The 17,628-nt window shown below is 57.4% G+C and carries 18 protein-coding genes; 12 read left to right on the top strand and 6 right to left on the bottom strand.

The genetic code is table 11. The features are described from left to right. Nucleotides 1-67: 67 nt before the first annotated feature. From ureC to GOX61_RS06070, 5 genes are read right to left on the bottom strand one after another with little or no spacing between them, the layout of a single operon-like run. Nucleotides 68-1,777 (bottom strand): urease subunit alpha, encoded by a 1,710-nt coding sequence (gene ureC, locus GOX61_RS06090; RefSeq protein WP_170332119.1) that lies wholly within the window; start codon nt 1,775-1,777, stop codon nt 68-70. Further along, nucleotides 1,777-2,082 carry an urease subunit beta gene (locus GOX61_RS06085; protein WP_170332117.1) on the bottom strand — a complete coding sequence of 102 codons (306 nt, stop codon included), beginning with the start codon at nt 2,080-2,082 and terminating at the stop codon, nt 1,777-1,779. Before GOX61_RS06085 ends, ureC begins: the two co-directional genes overlap by 1 nt. Then, on the bottom strand, nt 2,079-2,240 hold the full coding sequence (locus GOX61_RS06080) for a peptidase M23 (RefSeq protein ID WP_170332115.1): 162 nt from the start codon (nt 2,238-2,240) through the stop codon (nt 2,079-2,081). The genes GOX61_RS06085 and GOX61_RS06080 overlap by 4 nt, the downstream gene beginning before the upstream one ends. A gap of 13 nt (nt 2,241-2,253) precedes the next feature. After that, the gene (locus GOX61_RS06075) at nt 2,254-2,556 is read right to left on the bottom strand and encodes an urease subunit gamma (protein WP_170332112.1); all 303 of its coding nucleotides are present in this window, start codon (nt 2,554-2,556) and stop codon (nt 2,254-2,256) included. Nucleotide 2,557: 1 nt separating this feature from the next. Next, on the bottom strand, nt 2,558-3,325 hold the full coding sequence (locus GOX61_RS06070) for an urease accessory protein UreD (protein WP_254436775.1): 768 nt from the start codon (nt 3,323-3,325) through the stop codon (nt 2,558-2,560). Nucleotides 3,326-3,768: 443 nt separating this feature from the next. On the opposite strand from GOX61_RS06070, the gene urtA reads away from it, so the two are divergent. The 5 genes from urtA (at nt 3,769) to urtE (ending at nt 9,733) form a co-directional block, all read left to right on the top strand. Further along, a complete protein-coding gene (gene urtA / locus GOX61_RS06065; RefSeq protein WP_170332108.1) occupies nt 3,769-5,049 on the top strand; it encodes an urea ABC transporter substrate-binding protein in 1,281 nt (426 codons plus the stop codon). A 62-nt stretch (nt 5,050-5,111) separates the two neighbouring features. Continuing rightward, nucleotides 5,112-7,064: an urea ABC transporter permease subunit UrtB gene (urtB, locus tag GOX61_RS06060; protein WP_170332106.1), complete on the top strand. Its 1,953-nt coding sequence runs from the start codon at nt 5,112-5,114 to the stop codon at nt 7,062-7,064. Between the two features lie 3 nt (nt 7,065-7,067). Beyond that, a complete protein-coding gene (gene urtC, locus GOX61_RS06055) occupies nt 7,068-8,297 on the top strand; it encodes an urea ABC transporter permease subunit UrtC (RefSeq protein ID WP_170332104.1) in 1,230 nt (409 codons plus the stop codon). After that, on the top strand, nt 8,294-9,034 hold the full coding sequence (gene urtD / locus GOX61_RS06050; protein ID WP_170332102.1) for an urea ABC transporter ATP-binding protein UrtD: 741 nt from the start codon (nt 8,294-8,296) through the stop codon (nt 9,032-9,034). The genes urtC and urtD overlap by 4 nt, the downstream gene beginning before the upstream one ends. 3 nt (nt 9,035-9,037) lie before the next feature. After that, entirely contained in the window at nt 9,038-9,733 is a 696-nt protein-coding gene (gene urtE, locus GOX61_RS06045) for an urea ABC transporter ATP-binding subunit UrtE (protein ID WP_170332100.1), read from the top strand. A gap of 341 nt (nt 9,734-10,074) precedes the next feature. On the opposite strand, the gene GOX61_RS06040 is transcribed toward urtE, so the two are convergent. Further along, nucleotides 10,075-11,103 (bottom strand): LacI family DNA-binding transcriptional regulator, encoded by a 1,029-nt coding sequence (locus tag GOX61_RS06040; protein ID WP_170332098.1) that lies wholly within the window; start codon nt 11,101-11,103, stop codon nt 10,075-10,077. A 131-nt stretch (nt 11,104-11,234) separates the two neighbouring features. Here GOX61_RS06040 and GOX61_RS06035 point away from each other — a divergent pair, with 131 nt between their 5' ends. The 7 genes from GOX61_RS06035 (at nt 11,235) to GOX61_RS06005 (ending at nt 17,603) form a co-directional block, all read left to right on the top strand. Continuing rightward, nucleotides 11,235-11,420 carry a hypothetical protein gene (locus GOX61_RS06035; RefSeq protein WP_155150201.1) on the top strand — a complete coding sequence of 62 codons (186 nt, stop codon included), beginning with the start codon at nt 11,235-11,237 and terminating at the stop codon, nt 11,418-11,420. Nucleotides 11,421-11,442: 22 nt separating this feature from the next. After that, nucleotides 11,443-12,588 carry a TRAP transporter substrate-binding protein gene (locus tag GOX61_RS06030; protein WP_170332096.1) on the top strand — a complete coding sequence of 382 codons (1,146 nt, stop codon included), beginning with the start codon at nt 11,443-11,445 and terminating at the stop codon, nt 12,586-12,588. A gap of 110 nt (nt 12,589-12,698) precedes the next feature. Next, nucleotides 12,699-13,211, top strand: coding sequence for a TRAP transporter small permease (locus GOX61_RS06025; RefSeq protein WP_170332094.1), 513 nt, complete (start codon nt 12,699-12,701; stop codon nt 13,209-13,211). Nucleotides 13,212-13,223: 12 nt separating this feature from the next. Further along, complete coding sequence (locus GOX61_RS06020) at nt 13,224-14,552, top strand: TRAP transporter large permease (RefSeq protein ID WP_170332092.1); 1,329 nt, start codon at nt 13,224-13,226, stop codon at nt 14,550-14,552. Between the two features lie 12 nt (nt 14,553-14,564). Then, nucleotides 14,565-15,872 (top strand): histidinol dehydrogenase, encoded by a 1,308-nt coding sequence (gene hisD / locus GOX61_RS06015; protein WP_155150209.1) that lies wholly within the window; start codon nt 14,565-14,567, stop codon nt 15,870-15,872. Next, entirely contained in the window at nt 15,865-16,626 is a 762-nt protein-coding gene (locus GOX61_RS06010) for an SDR family NAD(P)-dependent oxidoreductase (RefSeq protein WP_170332090.1), read from the top strand. Before hisD ends, GOX61_RS06010 begins: the two co-directional genes overlap by 8 nt. Then, nucleotides 16,623-17,603: an alcohol dehydrogenase catalytic domain-containing protein gene (locus GOX61_RS06005; protein WP_170332087.1), complete on the top strand. Its 981-nt coding sequence runs from the start codon at nt 16,623-16,625 to the stop codon at nt 17,601-17,603. The genes GOX61_RS06010 and GOX61_RS06005 overlap by 4 nt, the downstream gene beginning before the upstream one ends. The last annotated feature ends 25 nt before the right edge of the window (nt 17,604-17,628 follow it).

Raw genomic sequence — 17,628 nt, 5'->3', positions numbered from 1 at the left:
CCTCACTTAGAAGAGCGTGTTTGGTCATTTCTGCCTTGCGCGGGCCGCAACCCAGCACATTTTTTGATCAGAACAAAAAGTATCGTTGCGCCATTGGCAGCGTTTCGGCGGGTTGGCAGGTTAGCAGTTCGCCATCTGCCCGTACCTCGTAGGTTTCCGGGTCAACCTCGACTTGCGGCGTCGCGTTGTTCAGCAGAAGATCCTGCTTGCCGATCTCTCGCGTGTTTTGGACGGCGACGGTCTGTTTTGCCAATCCCAGTGTATCACCGATCCCATCCGCATAGGCGGCCTGCGAGACAAATGTGATCGCCGAGTTTTCCACCGACCGTCCGTAGGCGCCAAACATGGGGCGACTATAAACGGGCTGCGGTGTAGGGATCGAAGCGTTGGGATCACCCATCTGTGCACAAGCAATCGTGCCGCCCAGCAACACCATCTCGGGCTTCACTCCGAAAAAGGCAGGGTTCCACAGGACTAAGTCAGCGCGCTTACCTTCTTCGATGCTACCGATCTCATGGCTTAGGCCGTGGGCGATGGCTGGGTTGATGGTGTATTTCGCGATGTAGCGGCGGACGCGAAAGTTGTCGTTCTCACCGGTTTCTTCGGGTAGACGTCCGCGCTGTTTTTTCATTTTGTCAGCGGTTTGCCAGGTGCGGATCAGAACTTCGCCTACGCGCCCCATGGCCTGGCTGTCAGACGCGATGATGCTGAAGGCGCCCATGTCATGCAGGATGTCCTCGGCTGCGATGGTCTCGCGCCGGATGCGGCTTTCGGCAAAGGCCACATCCTCGGGGATGGACTTGTCGAGGTGATGACAGACCATCAGCATGTCCAGGTGCTCTTCGACCGTGTTCATAGTGAAAGGCCGCGTCGGATTGGTCGAGGACGGCAACACATGGTTCTCGCCGCAGATCTTGATGATATCTGGGGCGTGGCCACCACCTGCACCCTCGGTGTGGAAGGCGTGGATTGTACGGCCTTTCATGGCCGCCACAGTGTTTTCCACAAAGCCGGATTCGTTCAGCGTGTCCGTGTGGATCATCACCTGAACGTCCATTGCGTCGGCTACAGACAGGCAGCAGTCGATGGCAGCGGGGGTGGTGCCCCAATCCTCGTGCAGCTTCAGCGCGCAGGCACCGGCTTTGACCTGCTCTTCGAGCGCGGCAGGTAGCGAGGCGTTGCCTTTACCCGCAAAGGCCAGATTCATCGGGAAAGCATCCGCCGCCTGCAACATCCGCCCGATATGCCACGGACCGGGGGTGCAAGTGGTGGCCAATGTCCCATGCGCAGGCCCGGTGCCGCCGCCCAGCATGGTGGTCAGGCCGGAATGCAGCGCGTCTTCGATCTGTTGCGGGCAGATGAAGTGAATATGACTGTCGAACCCACCTGCCGTCAGGATACGACCCTCGCCAGCAATGGCCTCGGTTCCGGGTCCTATGACGATGTCGACACCGGGTTGTGTATCGGGGTTTCCCGCCTTGCCGATCTTTGCGATCCGCCCGTCTTTCAGGCCAACGTCAGCCTTGTAGATGCCCGAGTGATCAACGATCAGAGCATTGGTGATGACCGTATCCACAGCTCCTTCGACGCGCGTGGCTTGAGACTGTCCCATTCCGTCGCGGATTACCTTGCCGCCGCCAAATTTGACCTCTTCGCCATAGCTGGTCAGATCACGTTCGACCTCGATCACAAGATCGGTATCGGCCAGCCGCAGCTTGTCCCCGGTGGTAGGGCCGAACATCGCGGCATAGTCTGAGCGCTTGATTGTTGCTGGCATCAGAGTGACCCCATGACCTTTTGATTGAAGCCGTAAACCCTGCGCGCACCGCTGATCGGGATCAGCGAAACTTCGCGTGCCTGCCCCGGTTCGAACCGCACAGCGGTGCCTGGCGCAATGTCCAGACGCAGGCCATGCGCAGCAGCGCGGTCGAAGTCGAGCGCGGGGTTGGTTTCGGCGAAATGGTAGTGTGAGCCGACCTGAACCGGGCGGTCGCCGGTATTGGCGACCATCAAAGTGATCGCATCAGTGTCGGGGTTCAGGGTAATTTCACCATCAGCCGGGAATAGCTCTCCGGGGATCATCTGTTCAGCTTTGTGATCAGCGCGACAGCGGCCAGCGCAACAACTGCCAGCCCAACGCCCATCGCGGCGTAATCTGTGCCGTGCGCGTGGATATGCGTTCCGTTGTGGGCTGCTGCGGGGCCAGCGAAGATCAGGGCGGGGAAAAGCATGCGGGTCATTTTGGTTTCCTTTTCAGCGAATGGGATTGTGGACGGTCACCAGCTTGGTGCCATCTGGAAAAGTAGCTTCGACCTGAACCTCGTGGATCATTTCAGGCACACCCTCCATGCATTGGTCGCGGGTGATCACCTCGGCCCCAACCTGCATCATATCGGCGACTGAACGTCCATCGCGCGCACCTTCGACCACGGCGTCGGTGATCAGGGCGATCGCCTCTGGGTGGTTCAGCTTAACCCCGCGTGTCAGTCGCTTTCGGGCGACCTCGGCGGCCATGGCGACCAGAAGTTTGTCTTTTTCACGAGGTGTCAGATTCATGTCAGAGCATCCAGCATCGGGGTAACGTGTCTTTGTTCAGTCTGTGCAGAACCGGCATCAGTGTGCGGCGAAGGGCAAAGCTGTTGTCTGCCAGAACGCGGGCGATCAGCAGGTCCCCTTGGATCACTGTTGCGCCGGCAGTATCGGGTAGCATTTTGCGAATAGAATCCAGACGCGCTTCGGCAGCTTTCGACGCAAAGACGATCAGCGCCATCGCTCCTGCGCCGTTTGCAATATGCGGCTTGGACAGATGCTTGTGCCAATCACCAGAGAACCGGATCGCGTCAAGGAACACCGTCTTTCCTTGGCGTTGAATCTCGATCCGATCGTTTAGGCGGATATCGGTAAGGGTCTCTCCCATAGCGATGCGCCCGAAGACGAGCGGTTCTACCATCAGCATCTCGGCATCCGGCGCGATCTCGATTTTCAGGCGTCGGTCCAGAGCGCTGCCGTTGAACAGAATGGTCTCTTGCGGCAACCAGTTCAGCCGGGCTTCAGTCTCAACAGACAGATGATTGGTAATCTGGCCACATTCTTGCGGCTTGGCCTTGTAGGCGCGCTCGCAGGCTTGTGTTGTCAAAGTCAGCGCGGTTCCTTTCGCCGCCTTGCCGGAAAATCGAAATGAATCGCCCCCGGTTACACCGCCGGCCGTGTTTAGGAGAACCGCGTCAAGATCAGGTGTATTGGTTCTGGAGAACAGGCACTTAGAAGACCCGGACTGGCGGAACTTGTTCAGCACCGTCCTGTCGCCCAATTGCTTGGTGCTCAAGCTGACGGCGCCTGCAGCACGCGGTGGAACAGCACTGTGCGTGGGCAATATGGCTGCAACTTGGGTAATAGGGCACCTTTAGAGCTTGGTTTGGTGGCACCTGTTTCTCTGTTGAAGGGGCGGAACACTAATCTACAGTGTCGAAATCTGCTTATTTCGACATCGCGCGTCTAAATTTTAGACAGCGACCCCTGTCTTGGATGAAAAAATAGGCGCATCTCGCCGATTTCCCGAATTGGGTAAATGGTAAGTTGCCAAGCTTGCTGCGATGCAGAAACCGTATGGGTGCCACCGCGGAAACGACCCGGGGGTGTGTGACGGCTGCGCGAATTGGACCTCGAACACAACCGCCACACGGAACGCAACAACAGTTGCGGGGATCAGGTAGAAGAAGAGTGTGCCTTTGCGCAAGCCCTCTCTCCCGGCCCCGCCAGGAGGATTACATGAAATCGCTCAAATCCACGCTCGCCGGATCACTTGTATTTGCTGCCATGGCCACCGCCGCACTGTCGGCTGAAGACACGATCAAGGTTGGCGTGCTGCATTCGCTGTCCGGCACGATGGCGATCTCGGAAACCACGCTGAAAGACACGATGCTGATGCTGATCGATCAGCAAAACGCGAAGGGCGGCCTGCTGGGCAAGCAGCTTGAGGCGGTTGTGGTCGACCCCGCATCCGACTGGCCGCTATTTGCTGAAAAAGCGCGCGAGCTGCTGACCGTGCATGAGGTGGACGTGATCTTTGGCAACTGGACCTCGGTTAGCCGGAAATCGGTGCTGCCGGTCATCGAAGAGCTGAACGGCTTGCTGTTCTACCCGGTTCAGTATGAGGGTGAGGAAAGTTCGAAGAACGTGTTCTACACCGGTGCCGCTCCGAACCAGCAGGCAATCCCTGCGACAGACTATTTTCTGGAGGAACTGGGGGTCGAGAAATTTGCTCTGCTCGGCACGGACTATGTCTACCCCAGAACCACCAACAATATTCTTGAAAGCTATCTGAAGCAGAACGGCATCGCGGGTGACGATATCTTCGTCAATTACACGCCTTTCGGCCATTCCGACTGGTCCAAGATCGTGGCTGACGTAGTCGCGCTGGGCGCGGATGGCAAGAAAGTCGGTGTGATCTCGACCATTAACGGTGACGCCAATATCGGTTTCTACAAGGAACTGGCAGCCGCTGGCGTTTCGGCGGACGATATTCCAGTTGTAGCCTTCTCGGTCGGCGAGGAAGAACTGTCCGGTTTGGATACCACCAACCTCGTCGGTCACCTTGCCGCTTGGAACTACTTCCAGTCGGCGGATACCGAAGCCAACGCAGAATTCGTGGACACCTGGAAAGCCACCATGGGCGACGAGCGCGTGACCAATGACCCGATGGAGGCGCATTACATCGGCTTCAACATGTGGGTGAACGCCGCGACCGAGGCCGGTTCGACCGAAGTCGATGCCGTGCGCACCGCGATGTACGGGCAGGAGTTCCCGAACCTGACCGGTGGCACTGCTGTGATGTTGCCGAACCACCACCTGGCGAAACCGGTTCTAATCGGTGAGATTCAGGAAGACGGCCAGTTCGATATCATTAGCGAAACCGACGTCGTTCCGGGTGACGCATGGACCGACTTCCTTCCGGAGTCGGCTGTACTGGTCTCTGATTGGAAAGAGCTGGGTTGCGGTATGTACAACACCGAGACCAAGACCTGCGTTCAGACCCTGTCGAACTACTAACAGACCGCGCAAGGCGGGTTTGTTTGCCCGCCTTGCCACAAAAGACATTCGGGTTTCACCACATGGTACGACTTTTCCTTGCGGGCCTCGCAATCCTGTGCGCCTGCCTGACTGCCAACGCTCAAGAGGTCGGTCTGCAACCGATCCTGCAAGAGCATCAGGAGATCATCGCCAAAAGCTCGCGTAAGACGATCAAACCGGCGATTGATGCTATTGCGTCGAGCGGTTTGCCTCAGGCGCAAGTAATGCTTGAGACCTGGGCCGCCAAGAACATGTGGATGCGCAAGTCTGACGGTCTGTTCTTCGCTGGCCAGAAAGGTGAGGGGCGGTCGTATGAACTGACCGACTTCGATACAGGTGAGATCGTCGGCACGTTTGAGAAATCCGAGCTTAAGCAGTTGAAGCCCAACAGCGGTATCCGCGCGATGATTGGGACAGCGTTGGTGCAGTTCCAACTGACCGATCCCAACCGCGCGAAGCGGCTGGCGGCCCTGCAGTCCATTCAGCGTGATCCTGAAAGTGCACTTTTAGAGCCACTACGCGCTTCGATAGGCGATGAACCCGACGTAGAATTGAAGGCGCAAAAGCGACGGCTCGAACGGTTGCTCACGATTGGATTTGACGAAGATACCACAGCCCGCGTGGCCGCGATCGAAGAAGTGTCCGGCGATCTGGGCGTAGATGTTCGCGCCGCTCTGAATCCTTTGGTCGTCACCTCCCGGCACGCCGCTCTCGAATTGCCCACGGACCTGAACGTCGCAGTTATTCTTGAAGCGGGCTCGGAAGCCTTAACGTCTGACGAAGCATATGACTTGCTCGTTGCGGGAAACCTCGCCCCACCGCGTGTTTCAGCGGTAGATATCAGAGTGGCACTATCGACTAACATTGTCGGTGGTAGTGTAGGTGACATTCCCGTCGCGCAACTGAGTTCAGATGCAATGCGCGAGCGTGCGTATGCCGCCCTGGCAGAGGCCGGGCTTGTGCCAGCCTTATTCACGGACGCAGACATCGACGCTGCAGTAAACGCGCATGTATTCTTCGAGACCTACGGCGAGCCGTCTGCTGAGGTCACCGAAGCAGCCGAGAAAACCCTGGAACAGATAGAACTAAAGGTAGGCCTGAACCAAACACTCGACCTGACGCTGGACGCGATCTCACTGGCGTCGATTTATTTCCTCGCCGCCATTGGTCTGGCCATCACCTTCGGCGTGATGGGCGTGATCAACATGGCCCATGGCGAGTTCATCATGATGGGCGCCTACACCGGCTACGTGGTGCAACAGTTCATCCCCGACCATACGCTGTCGATCATCGTCGCCATCCCGATGGCTTTTGCGGTCACCTTCGCCATGGGCGTCGCGATGGAGCGGCTAGTGATCCGTTGGCTCTATGCCCGGCCACTTGAGACGCTGCTTGCGACGTTTGGTATCTCAATTGCCCTGCAGCAACTGGCCAAGAACATCTTTGGTACACAGGCCCGCCCGCTGACCGCTCCGGGTTGGCTCGACGGGGCGTGGGTGCTGAACGATGTGGTCGCGATCAGCTATATCCGCATCGCGATCTTTGTGCTGGCGATGATCTTTCTGGGGCTGTTCCTTTATATCATGAAGCGCACTCGTCTGGGGCTTGAGATGCGCGCGGTGACGCAGAACCCGCGCATGGCGGGGTCGATGGGGATCAATCCGGGGCGGGTGAATATGCTGACCTTCGGGCTGGGCTCGGGCATCGCCGGGATCGCGGGTGTCGCCATCGGCCTCTTTGCCAAGGTCACCTCGGACCTGGGCAACGATTACATCGTACAAAGCTTCATGACCGTGGTGGTCGGCGGTGTCGGCAACATCTGGGGCGCGCTGGCGGGTGCCGGGATGATCGGCTTTCTGCAGAAAGGTATCGAGTGGATGAACCCGTCGAACACTCTAGCAGCCCAAACCTACATGATCATCTTCATCATCATTTTCATCCAGTTCCGGCCAAGGGGCATCATCGCCCTCAGGGGCCGCGCGGCGGGGGATTGAGCCATGGAACGCAGCTTTATCGCCAAGAACCCATCCGTGCTGGTCTTTCTTGCCATCCTGTCCCTGTTCACCCTGAGCGTGACGATCCTGTCCGAGGGTTTCGGGGTCGGTGTGATCTCGACCAGCTTCGTCAAAACGTTAGGCAAAACCCTGTGCCTTTGCCTGATCGCAGTGGCTATGGATCTGGTCTGGGGCTTCACCGGCATCCTGTCGCTGGGTCACTTCGCCTTCTTCGGGCTGGGGGGCTACATGATCGGTATGTGGCTGATGTACGAGCGTACACGCCTGATCGTGGTAGACTCGCTGGCACAGGCCGAAATTCCACCCACTTCGGCAGAGGTCGTGGACGCCATCGCTACACAAGTCTTTGGCGTTGTCGGATCGTCGGAATTTCCGTTGATCTGGGCGTTTTCCCACAGCCTGACACTGCAACTGATCCTGATCGTGCTGGTCCCCGGTCTACTGGCGCTGATCTTCGGATGGTTGGCTTTCCGGAGCCGTGTCACCGGTGTGTATCTGTCGATCTTGACGCAGGCTATGACTCTGGCGCTGGCCCTGTACCTGTTCCAGAACGACAGTGGCTTGCGTGGCAATAACGGGTTGTCCGGCTTACAGAACCTACCAGGTGTCACCACCTCACAGGACGTCGTGTCGATCTGGTTCCTCTGGGCTTCAGCACTGGCGCTGGGTCTGGGCTACATGCTGGCCGCATGGATCGTGTCAGGCAAGTTCGGCTCGGTCATCCGCGGCATTCGCGATAACGAGGCACGGGTGCGCTTCCTTGGCTACTCGGTCGAGGTCTACAAGCTGGCCGTCTTCACCCTGACTGCTTGCATCGCGGCCATTGCAGGCGCGCTTTATTACCCGCAAGCTGGAATCATTAATCCCGAGGAGATGGCCCCCATCGCCTCGATTTATTTGGCCGTCTGGGTCGCAATCGGTGGACGAGGTCGCTTGTACGGTGCGGTAATTGGCGCAGCATTTGTCAGCCTTCTGAGCACGTGGTTCACGGGCGGGCAGGCCCCGGATATTTCGCTTGGGTTTTACACGATCAAATGGGTCGACTGGTGGCAGGTGCTACTGGGCGTAACTTTCGTGTTGGTTACGCTGTTCGCCCCGCAGGGCATCGGAGGATTGTTCGACTTGTGGACCGACCGCCGCCACCCGGACAGGCATGGGGCAAATCTGGGACCAGATGACGGCGCCCTGCGAGAGAAGGAGGCCATGGAATGAACACGTTGCTTGAGGTTAGCGGTGTTTCGGTCACTTTCGACGGTTTCCGAGCTATCAACAACTTGTCGTTCCAGATCGGCGAGGTCGAACTTCGTGCAGTGATCGGCCCGAACGGGGCAGGGAAAACCACGTTCATGGACATCATAACAGGTAAAACCCGGCCCGATGAAGGGCGTGTCATCTGGGGAGAGAAATCCGTATCTCTATTGGGACTCTCCGAAGCAAAAATTGCGCAGGCTGGGATCGGGCGGAAGTTTCAGAAACCAACGGTTTTCGAAGACCAGACCGTGCACGAAAATCTGCTGATGGCGCTTCAGAACAAACGTGGCTGGCTTCACGTGATTTTCTATCGAACCACCACTGACGATTTGCAGAAAGTTGAAGATCTGGCTGTCGAAATCGGCCTGCATCATGACCTAAGCCGCAAGGCTGGTGAACTGAGCCACGGTCAAAAACAATGGCTGGAAATTGGCATGCTGCTGGCCCAGGAGCCACGACTCTTGCTGGTGGACGAACCTGCCGCTGGCATGACACCGCAGGAGCGCGAACACACCACCGACTTACTGGTACATGCCGCCAAAACCCGTGCCGTTGTCGTGGTGGAGCACGATATGGAATTTGTCCGACGCCTGAATTGCAAAGTCACGGTTTTACACGAAGGGTCCGCCTTGGCTGAAGGCAGTCTTGATCACGTGACATCTAACCAGGACGTCATCGACGTATATCTAGGGCGTTAATCAATGCTGAAGCTGACTGATCTGAATTTACATTATGGGCATTCGCAAATCCTTAACGGGATATCCATGGAAGCCAGACAAGGTGAAGTGACTTGCGTCATGGGGACCAATGGTGTCGGGAAAACCAGCCTGATGAAAGCAATATCAGGTACGCATCCGCGCTCGGGTGGTAACCTGGAACTGGACGGGGAAACTTTGGGCGTTCTGCCTGCTCATCAAATGGCGTGGAAAGGCGTGGCTTATGTTCCACAAGGTCGTGAAATATTTCCTTTGCTCACAGTTCGCGAAAACCTTGAAACGGGGTACGCCTGTCTGCCCGCCAGCGAGCATTTCATTCCAAATGAAATTTTTGACATGTTCCCGGTTCTCAAGCAGATGCAAAACCGTCGCGGAGGTGACCTGTCTGGCGGTCAGCAGCAACAGCTGGCGATAGCGCGAGCACTGATAACGCGACCACGCCTGCTGCTGTTGGACGAGCCGACCGAAGGTATTCAGCCCAACATCATCCAACAGATAGGCGAAGTCATCCGGCACCTCAGAACTACGAGCGGAATGGCAATCATCCTGGTGGAGCAGTATTTTGACTTTGCCTATGATCTTGCCGACAGATTTGTCGCGTTGCGACGTGGAGAAGTGTTAATCGACGGCGCCAGGGAAGACGTGACACGCGATGAGTTACTGCAGGCCGTAACAGTCTAGTGCTGATGCTGAAATTGGTATCGGAATTGAAGGATGAAACCCAAAATTTGGCTTATTCTTAGCTCGGGATATAGTCTGATCCTCTGAACACGTTCAACTGAAACTGTATTTTCTTCTTATTCTCTTCATCCAGCCTCCGTATTGCAGCGTTCATCAAAGCTGCCATTGGCAACCTGACGGAGCATTCACTCACGGCAGTGCCTCATGAAAGAGCTGCCGCGAGTTGCAGCTGCTGACCAAACAGAACGTTGTATCCATTTTGCAATGGTTAGATCTGTTCTCAGGATCATCTGGATTAGGCGAGTTTCCTAGGTGCCTGAAGCTTTCCTAACTGCCCTTGGCTATGGTTGCCGTGGTGGTCTTGCCAAGGAACAGCGGTTCACAAGCCTTGTATTTATACAGATTGACCGGCCATCCGAATTACCTTCGACCATGGCAGTCAACTCGCGCGCAGCTTTACGCCCCATTTCCCGGTGGGGAACATGAACAGTGGTCAATGCCGGACTGACGATCTCAGCAAGCTCAATATCGTCAAAGCCCGTTACAGAGACTTGCTCAGGTACTTTTATCCCCAGCCTTCCCGCCTCACGCAGGGCTCCCGCTGCCAGTACGTCGTTCCCGCACATAACAACCGTCGGCCTCGGAGTAAGCGACATGAGCTGCTGAAAAGCCTCGGCACCTTTTTCAATCTCATAGTCCGTCTCAATCAGTGTCAGGGAATTTGCGTCCAGACCGCTCTCTGCCATGGTCTGTCTGACGCCATCCACACGACTTTGCGCCCGGTCGTTGCCCAAAGTCTGGCCCGAAATCATCGCGATCCGCTGGTGGCCCGCTGAAATGACAGCTTGCGCCAGCTTTCCCATGGCATTTAAATTATCGAAACCAACAGAGGGACGATGCGCTTCTGGATCGTAGGACCAGGCGACCAGAGACGGAACCTGATGGCGTTCAAGGTAGGAATAGATTTCCGCGTCGCGTGCATACCCGATCAGCAGCAGACCGTCTGCGCCGCGCGCAACCAGTGCGCGGATCTGTTCCCATTCCACTTCGGGATCATACGCTGAACTGGACACCAGAAGTGTGTAGCCGCTCTCGCGAAGTTGGTCCTGAAACTCCTGCAACCCGCGGGCAAAGATAGCGTTGTCCATAGTGGGAATAATGGCGCCGATAGTGTAGCTGCGCTTCGCCGCCATAACCCGGGCCGCGAAGTTTGGCGTGTAGCCCAGCGATTCGACTGCCTGCATGACACGCTGTCGGGTAGCTTCAATGACCTGATCCGGTGAATTCAGGCATCGAGAAACCGTCGCGGTTGATACGCCCGCCGCCTTGGCGACATCGTTAAGTGTCGGAACTGAACGGTTTTTTCCCATGTGTTGCCCGCTGTGACTTTGAGCCTTGTCATAACATAAAAACCTGCGCCTGCCATCCACGAATGTAAGCGCTTGCATTATCAATGTAAGCGCTTACAAATAGATTCGAGATGCGATTCCGGAGTTCTAAGATGTTCCTTTGGGCTGCTGCTGCCGTCTTTGCGGTGTTTTTTGCCAATGTCGCGTTGGGCGCCTTTGGCGGCGGTGCTTTCTTAGGAGATGTCGGAGAAATGCTGGTTCTGTTTGCCGCCTCGATCCTGTTCGTAGCGGCCATTCTCAAACGCGAAGCTGACCAAAAGAACAAAAACGGCAGCTGACGGATCAATAGGGAGGAAGACAATGACGAATGCCAAGGATGGCCTCAAATCTGCTGAGCGCCGGAATTTTCTGAAACTGGCCTCAACCGGTTCATTCACTGCGGCTGTGGTGGCCGGTGCTGGCGGTGTGCTGTGGTCCTCAGAAGCCGCTGCTCAAACCGCCAAGGAAGAGAAAGAGCGCGAGAGTGCAGCAGATCATGTCATGACCGTTGCCACTGCCTATGTATTAGGGGCGTCGCGCAGTTATCCGATTATGCAGTTGGATCTGAAGGAAAACATCCAGAACGCCACCAACGGGAAAATCTATGTCAAACTGGCGCCGGGAGGCCAGCTGGGTGCCGGTGGTGCATTGGTGCAAAAGGTTCAGGGCGGCACCATTCAGGCGGCGCAGCACTCCCTGTCGAATTTTGCACCCTTTGCCTCCACCGTTGACCTGATCAACATGCCCTATCTTTGCGGCTCCAACCAGCGGTTCACCAACCTGGTGAATTCAGACTTCTGGAAGTCCGAGGTACACCCCAACGTTGAAGCCAACGGGTTCAAAGCTCTGTTCTATGTGAACATCGATCCCCGCGTTGTCGCAGTGCGCAAAGGTGGCAATGCCGTGATGTCACCCGGTGACATGGCCGGAGTGAAGTTCCGAGTACCGGGATCGAAAATGCTGCAGCAGTATTACCGCATGGTCGGCGCCAACCCGACACCTGTGGCCTGGGGTGAGACACCTTCGGCAATCAAACAGGGCGTTGCGGATGCGCTCGATCCATCTGTCGGGGCACTCTATGTCTTTGGCTTCAAAGACATCCTGAGCCATGTGACATTCACTCAGGCAGTGCCGGACAGCCAAGTCTATTCCTGTAACCTCGAGTGGTTCAATTCGCTGCCTGCCGATGTTCAGGAAGGTGTGATGTGGGGGTCCGAGCTGACGGCGCATCAGAACTTGGCCAAAGTGCCTTCGGCCCGTGCCTATGCAATGGCGGAATTGGCCAAGGCCGGTGTCGAATTCCATGCCCTTAGCGATGACCAACTGGGCGAGTGGAAAGAGGCTGGCGGGTATCAGCTTAGCGAATGGGATTCCTTCAAGACTGAACTTGCAGGCTCCATGGACAACTTCGCCAAGCTCGAGGAGGCCGCTGGCACGCAAGGAAAATACTACGTGCACGACGCCTGAGCATTACCGGGCCAGGGCGCTGGAAAGCGCCCGCCCTATTCTTCAACAGCCGCCTTCGCTGCAGCTCGCCAGGCTGGACGCAAGGGTGTGCCTGAACACCGGGAATGGCAATGAACATCCTGCGAACCATTGACCAGAACGCAGAACGTTGGCTGCTTCTGGTGTTCTACACAATGCTGGTCGTCACGATGGCGATTGAAGTGATACGGCGCGAGCTGTTTGCCTATTCCTCGATCTGGGGCGAGGAAATCGTCCGCTATTCCTTCATTTATCTGGCTTGGATCGGCGCTGCGGCGGCGGTCAAAGAGCGCGCTCATATCCGTATCGACGTGATCCTGCATTACCTCGGCCCGCGGACCAAGGCGCTGATCTACATCTTTGGTGATCTGGTGATGTTCGTAGTCGCGCTGGTGGCGCTTTATTGGTCCTTCGAAACGGTGCATGTCTCAGCCAAGTTCGGCTCCGTCAGCCATGGCCTGCGGATTTCGATGGTCTGGTTCCTTGCTGCGGTGCCGTTGGGATTCACCTTGATGATCTGGCGATTGCTCCAGTCTTTCCGGCGCGATCTGCGCAGCCTTCGTGACGGTACACCCGTCTTCGAGGGCGACAAGCTGTTTGATTGAGAGGCCTGAGCGATGCTGTGGAATTCACTTAATCAAACAGTCGAGCTCGGCTGGGATTTCTACGTTCCGGTGATCATGTTCGTTGCTCTGATCGCGCTCGCGGTGCCGGTCTGGGCCGCGATTGGAGCCGCGGCCATCACCATGTTGGTCATGTCCGGAGACTTGCCGCTGAGCGCTATCGGCGAAAGCCTGTTCACTGGCATCGATGCCTTTGCGCTGACCGCGGTGCCGCTTTTCATTCTGACCGGAGACGTTCTGGTCCGAACCGGCCTCAGTAAAAAATTTCTGGATGTGGCCGAGGCGTTGACCTGCTGGACCCGAGGTGGTTTCGGATCAGCCACGGTTCTGGTTTGCGGTATGTTTGCGGCGATCTCGGGATCTGACGCAGCCGGCGCCGCAGCCGTGGGACGAATGACCATTAACCGCCTGGTCGAAAGCGGCTATCCGCGCCCTTACGCTTGCGCCTTGGTGGCGGCGGGCGCTTGTACCGGCATTCTGATCCCGCCCTCCATTGCCTACATTATCATTGGCTTGGTTTTGGGTATCTCTGCCTCAACCTTGTTTCTGGCCGCTCTGATCCCGGGCCTTGCGATCCTGGTGTCGATATTGATCACCAACATCATCATGAACCGGCTTTATACCTATGAGACCGGCGGCAACATGGGGTTTGGCGAATGGCTGGGCAATCTTGGCAAAGCCCTGAAATCCGGCTGGTACGCCTTCATCGTTCCGGGGATCATCTTCTATGGGATCTTTTCCGGACGCCTGACACCAACCGAGGCCGGTGCCACTGCAGTTGTTGTTACAATCGTGATGGGTTTCATCCTTGGCACTCTGAAACTGGCGGACTTTCCGGCCATGCTGGTTAGCTCCGCCAAGGTGAACGGGGTGATCCTGCCGATCATCGCCTTTTCCGCCCCGTTGGCCGAGGCGCTGGCAATCATGGGTGTGCCTCAGGGCTTTGTGACCGCAGTCACCGGTCTTACAGATGATCCCGCCCTGTTGATCCTGCTGATGATTTGCATACTGATCGCTGCGGGCTGCGTGATGGAAACCACGCCCAATATCGTGATCCTAGCGCCTATTCTGAAGCCTTTGGCGGATAACATCGGCATGAATGAAATCCAGTTCTGCATCATGATGATCACCGCGCTTGGGGTGGGGTTCATCACCCCGCCGCTGGGCCTCAACCTTTTTGTCGTATCGGGCATAACAGGCGAGTCTATTCTCAAGATAGCTGCCCGCGCTGTGCCCTTTGTTCTGACCATGCTAATCGTGGTGCTGTTAATCGCCTATTTCCCGCCGATCTCAACCACGCTGCTTCCTGATATCTACAAGTAGGACCCCTTGGAAATGACCCGTGAATATCTGAAAAAGGCTACCCTGACTCCTAAGTCGGACGCGTCTGAAACTCATAAGATCGTGCAGGGCATCCTCGACGACATTGAGGCTGGAGGCGATGCCAAGGCTTTGGAGTACGCCGCGAAATTCGACCAATACGAAGGCAACGTTTTGCTGACCCCGGAAGAGATCGAGGCAGCCTGCGCCTTGGTGCCGGAAAAGCTGAAGGCCGATATTCGGTTTTCCCACGACAATGTCCGCCGCTTTGCACAGTTGCAGAAGGGCACGGTGCATGACGTGGAGATGGAAATCTCGCCCGGTTTCATCACCGGACAAAAGGCGATCCCGGTGGATGCGGCCGGGTGCTATGTGCCGGGCGGGCGCTACAGCCATATTGCCAGCGCCATCATGACTGTGACCACCGCCAAAGTGGCAGGCTGCAAGCATATCACCGCTTGTTCACCGCCGCGCCCCGGCGTGGGCGTGGCCCCTGCCATCATCTATGCCGCTCACATCTGCGGTGCCGACAAGATCATGGCAATGGGCGGTGTGCAGGGGGTTGCGGCGATGACCTTTGGCCTCTTTGGCCTGCCCAAGGCAAACATCCTGGTGGGTCCCGGTAACCAGTTTGTCGCCGAGGCGAAGCGCATCCTGTTTGGCCGCGTCGGCATCGATATGATCGCAGGCCCCACCGACAGCCTGATCCTGGCTGACGGCACCGCAGATGCTCACATCGTCGCTACCGATCTGGTGAGCCAGGCCGAGCATGGCTACAACTCTCCGGTCTGGCTGGTAACTGATGATCGCGCCCTGGCGGAAGAAGTTATGCGGCTGGTGCCGGGATACATTGACGACTTGCCAGAAGTGAACCGCGAGAATGCCGCCGCCGCATGGCGCGACTATGCCGAGGTGATCCTGTGTGCAGACCGAGAAGATATGGCGGCCTGTTCCGACGAATACGCGCCTGAGCATCTGACCGTGCAAGCCGAGGATCTGGAATGGTGGCTGGATCGACTCACTTGCTATGGCTCGCTGTTTCTGGGCGAGGAGACCACGGTGTCTTATGGCGACAAGGCTGCAGGCACAAATCACGTGCTTCCTACCTCGCGCGCAGCCAGCTACACCGGCGGGCTTTCGGTCCACAAATACATGAAGATAGTCACCTGGCAGCGCGCATCCCGTGACGGTTCGAAACCAGTGGCCGAGGCCACTGCGCGGATCGCCCGGCTGGAAGGGATGGAGGGCCACGCCCGCGCTGCCGATGTGCGGCTGGCCAAATACTTCCCGGACGAAACCTTTGACCTGACCGCAAATGGCTAACCCGAGCGCCCTGTTCGACCTGACAGGCCGCACCGCCTGTATCACTGGTGCCAGCTCTGGGTTGGGCCGGCGAGCGGCGGTTGCCCTCGCAGCCGCCGGGGCAAAAGTGGTGGTAATTGCGCGCAGAGAGGAGGCATTGGCCAACCTAAGCGCCGAGATCGGACCATCCGCTGCACATGTGGCGGCTGATGTTGCGGATAACAGCAGACTCGAGGCGCTGAGAGATCAGATCTCAACGCCCTTTGGCCCGCCGGATATTTTGGTTCACGCAGCAGGCATCAACACACGGCAGGCTGCTGATGATGTAACGATCGCTGAATGGAACAAAACTCTGGATTTGAATCTCTCGGCCCCGTTCTTTCTTAGTCAAGCATTGACGCCTGCAATGCGGGAACGCGGCTGGGGTCGGATTGTCAATTTCGCATCTCTCCAAACCACCCGCGCCTTTCCCGGCGGCATCGCTTATGGTGCCAGCAAAGGTGGCATAGGCCAATTGACCCGAGCAATGGCAGAGGCCTGGTCACGCTTTGGCATCACCGCCAATGCGATCGGGCCTGGGTTCTTTCCGACCGAACTAACCGAAACCGTGTTTAGCGATGAGGAACGCGCTGCCCGTAACGCCGCACAAACCTGCATCGGCCGTAATGGTCGGTTGGAAGACATCGATGGGCCGCTCTTGTTCTTGTGTTCGGAGGCGTCAGCTTATGTGACCGGCCAAATCCTGATGGTTGACGGGGGGTTTACAGCGAAATGAAGGCCTTGGTTTACGAAGGTGTAGAGACGCTCTGTGTGCGAGATGTGCCAATCGCCGCGCCCCAAACCGGGGAGCATCTTGTCCGCATTGCCGCCTCTGGCATCTGTGGGTCTGACATGCATGCCTATTTGGGTCATGACAACCGCAGGCCCGCTCCTTTGATTCTGGGCCACGAAGCCGCCGGCGTGATCGAAGAAGGACCGCTGGCGGGGCGGCGTGTCACGATCAACCCGCTGGTGACCTGCGGTGTCTGCGCCGCCTGCACCTCAGGGCGCGAAAACCTCTGCGCCGACCGCCAAATCATCTCAATGCCTCCGCGCGAAGGGGCTTTTGCCCAGTTCGTCGCGATACCAGAGCGCAATCTTGTTACAGTTCCCGATGAAGTGCCGCTGGAAAAAGCCGCTCTGGCGGAACCGCTTGCCGTCAGTTGGCACGCGGCCCGGCTGGCACTAGAGGCGCTGCATCCCGCGATGGAGCGTCGCGCATTGGTGATTGGCGGGGGCGCAATCGGGCTGGCCGCAGCGCTAGCATTGCGGGCGATAGGGATCGAGGATGTGACTATCCAAGAGCCCAATGCGGCCCGAAGGGCTTTTCTGGCAGACCGCTGCAAGCAGCAGACGGCCGCTGAATTTCAGGGCATGGTTCCATTGGTCGTAGACGCAGTAGGCTACAGAGCAACGCGAGCGGCTGCCTCTACTGCCGTCGCACCTGGCGGAGTGATCGTTCATGTGGGTTTGGGAGAAGACTCAGGTGGTCTGGATGTGCGCCGCATGACGCTACAGGAAATCACTTTCATCGGCACCTATACATACACCGCACAGGATTTTCGCGACACCGCGCATGCCATCTTTGATGGTCGCTTGGGCCCGCTGGACTGGCCCGAACACCGGCCGCTGTCAGACGGGGCTGCGGCCTTCCGCGATTTGCGGCAAGGCGCGGTCGCGGCCCCGAAGATCATTCTTGACCCTTGGGCCTGAAGCCACGCGCCAATCAAATGGAGAG

This window comes from Ruegeria arenilitoris (genome assembly GCF_013030265.1).
In the GTDB taxonomy this organism is placed as follows: domain Bacteria; phylum Pseudomonadota; class Alphaproteobacteria; order Rhodobacterales; family Rhodobacteraceae; genus Ruegeria; species Ruegeria arenilitoris_E.
The sequence above is the reverse complement of the archived record's forward strand: the minus strand, read 5'-3'. Positions and strand labels throughout refer to the sequence as shown.

What these genes read in the sequence shown, in the direction of transcription:
- ureC (WP_170332119.1), bottom strand. Translation starts at nt 1,777, where the DNA reads ATGCCAGCAACAATCAAGCGCTCAGACTATGCCGCGATGTTCGGCCCT.
- GOX61_RS06085 (WP_170332117.1), bottom strand. Translation starts at nt 2,082, where the DNA reads ATGATCCCCGGAGAGCTATTCCCGGCTGATGGTGAAATTACCCTGAAC.
- GOX61_RS06080 (WP_170332115.1), bottom strand. Translation starts at nt 2,240, where the DNA reads ATGACCCGCATGCTTTTCCCCGCCCTGATCTTCGCTGGCCCCGCAGCA.
- GOX61_RS06075 (WP_170332112.1), bottom strand. Translation starts at nt 2,556, where the DNA reads ATGAATCTGACACCTCGTGAAAAAGACAAACTTCTGGTCGCCATGGCC.
- urtA (WP_170332108.1), top strand. Translation starts at nt 3,769, where the DNA reads ATGAAATCGCTCAAATCCACGCTCGCCGGATCACTTGTATTTGCTGCC.
- urtB (WP_170332106.1), top strand. Translation starts at nt 5,112, where the DNA reads ATGGTACGACTTTTCCTTGCGGGCCTCGCAATCCTGTGCGCCTGCCTG.
- urtC (WP_170332104.1), top strand. Translation starts at nt 7,068, where the DNA reads ATGGAACGCAGCTTTATCGCCAAGAACCCATCCGTGCTGGTCTTTCTT.
- urtD (WP_170332102.1), top strand. Translation starts at nt 8,294, where the DNA reads ATGAACACGTTGCTTGAGGTTAGCGGTGTTTCGGTCACTTTCGACGGT.
- urtE (WP_170332100.1), top strand. Translation starts at nt 9,038, where the DNA reads ATGCTGAAGCTGACTGATCTGAATTTACATTATGGGCATTCGCAAATC.
- GOX61_RS06040 (WP_170332098.1), bottom strand. Translation starts at nt 11,103, where the DNA reads ATGGGAAAAAACCGTTCAGTTCCGACACTTAACGATGTCGCCAAGGCG.
- GOX61_RS06035 (WP_155150201.1), top strand. Translation starts at nt 11,235, where the DNA reads ATGTTCCTTTGGGCTGCTGCTGCCGTCTTTGCGGTGTTTTTTGCCAAT.
- GOX61_RS06030 (WP_170332096.1), top strand. Translation starts at nt 11,443, where the DNA reads ATGACGAATGCCAAGGATGGCCTCAAATCTGCTGAGCGCCGGAATTTT.
- GOX61_RS06025 (WP_170332094.1), top strand. Translation starts at nt 12,699, where the DNA reads ATGAACATCCTGCGAACCATTGACCAGAACGCAGAACGTTGGCTGCTT.
- GOX61_RS06020 (WP_170332092.1), top strand. Translation starts at nt 13,224, where the DNA reads ATGCTGTGGAATTCACTTAATCAAACAGTCGAGCTCGGCTGGGATTTC.
- hisD (WP_155150209.1), top strand. Translation starts at nt 14,565, where the DNA reads ATGACCCGTGAATATCTGAAAAAGGCTACCCTGACTCCTAAGTCGGAC.
- GOX61_RS06010 (WP_170332090.1), top strand. Translation starts at nt 15,865, where the DNA reads ATGGCTAACCCGAGCGCCCTGTTCGACCTGACAGGCCGCACCGCCTGT.
- GOX61_RS06005 (WP_170332087.1), top strand. Translation starts at nt 16,623, where the DNA reads ATGAAGGCCTTGGTTTACGAAGGTGTAGAGACGCTCTGTGTGCGAGAT.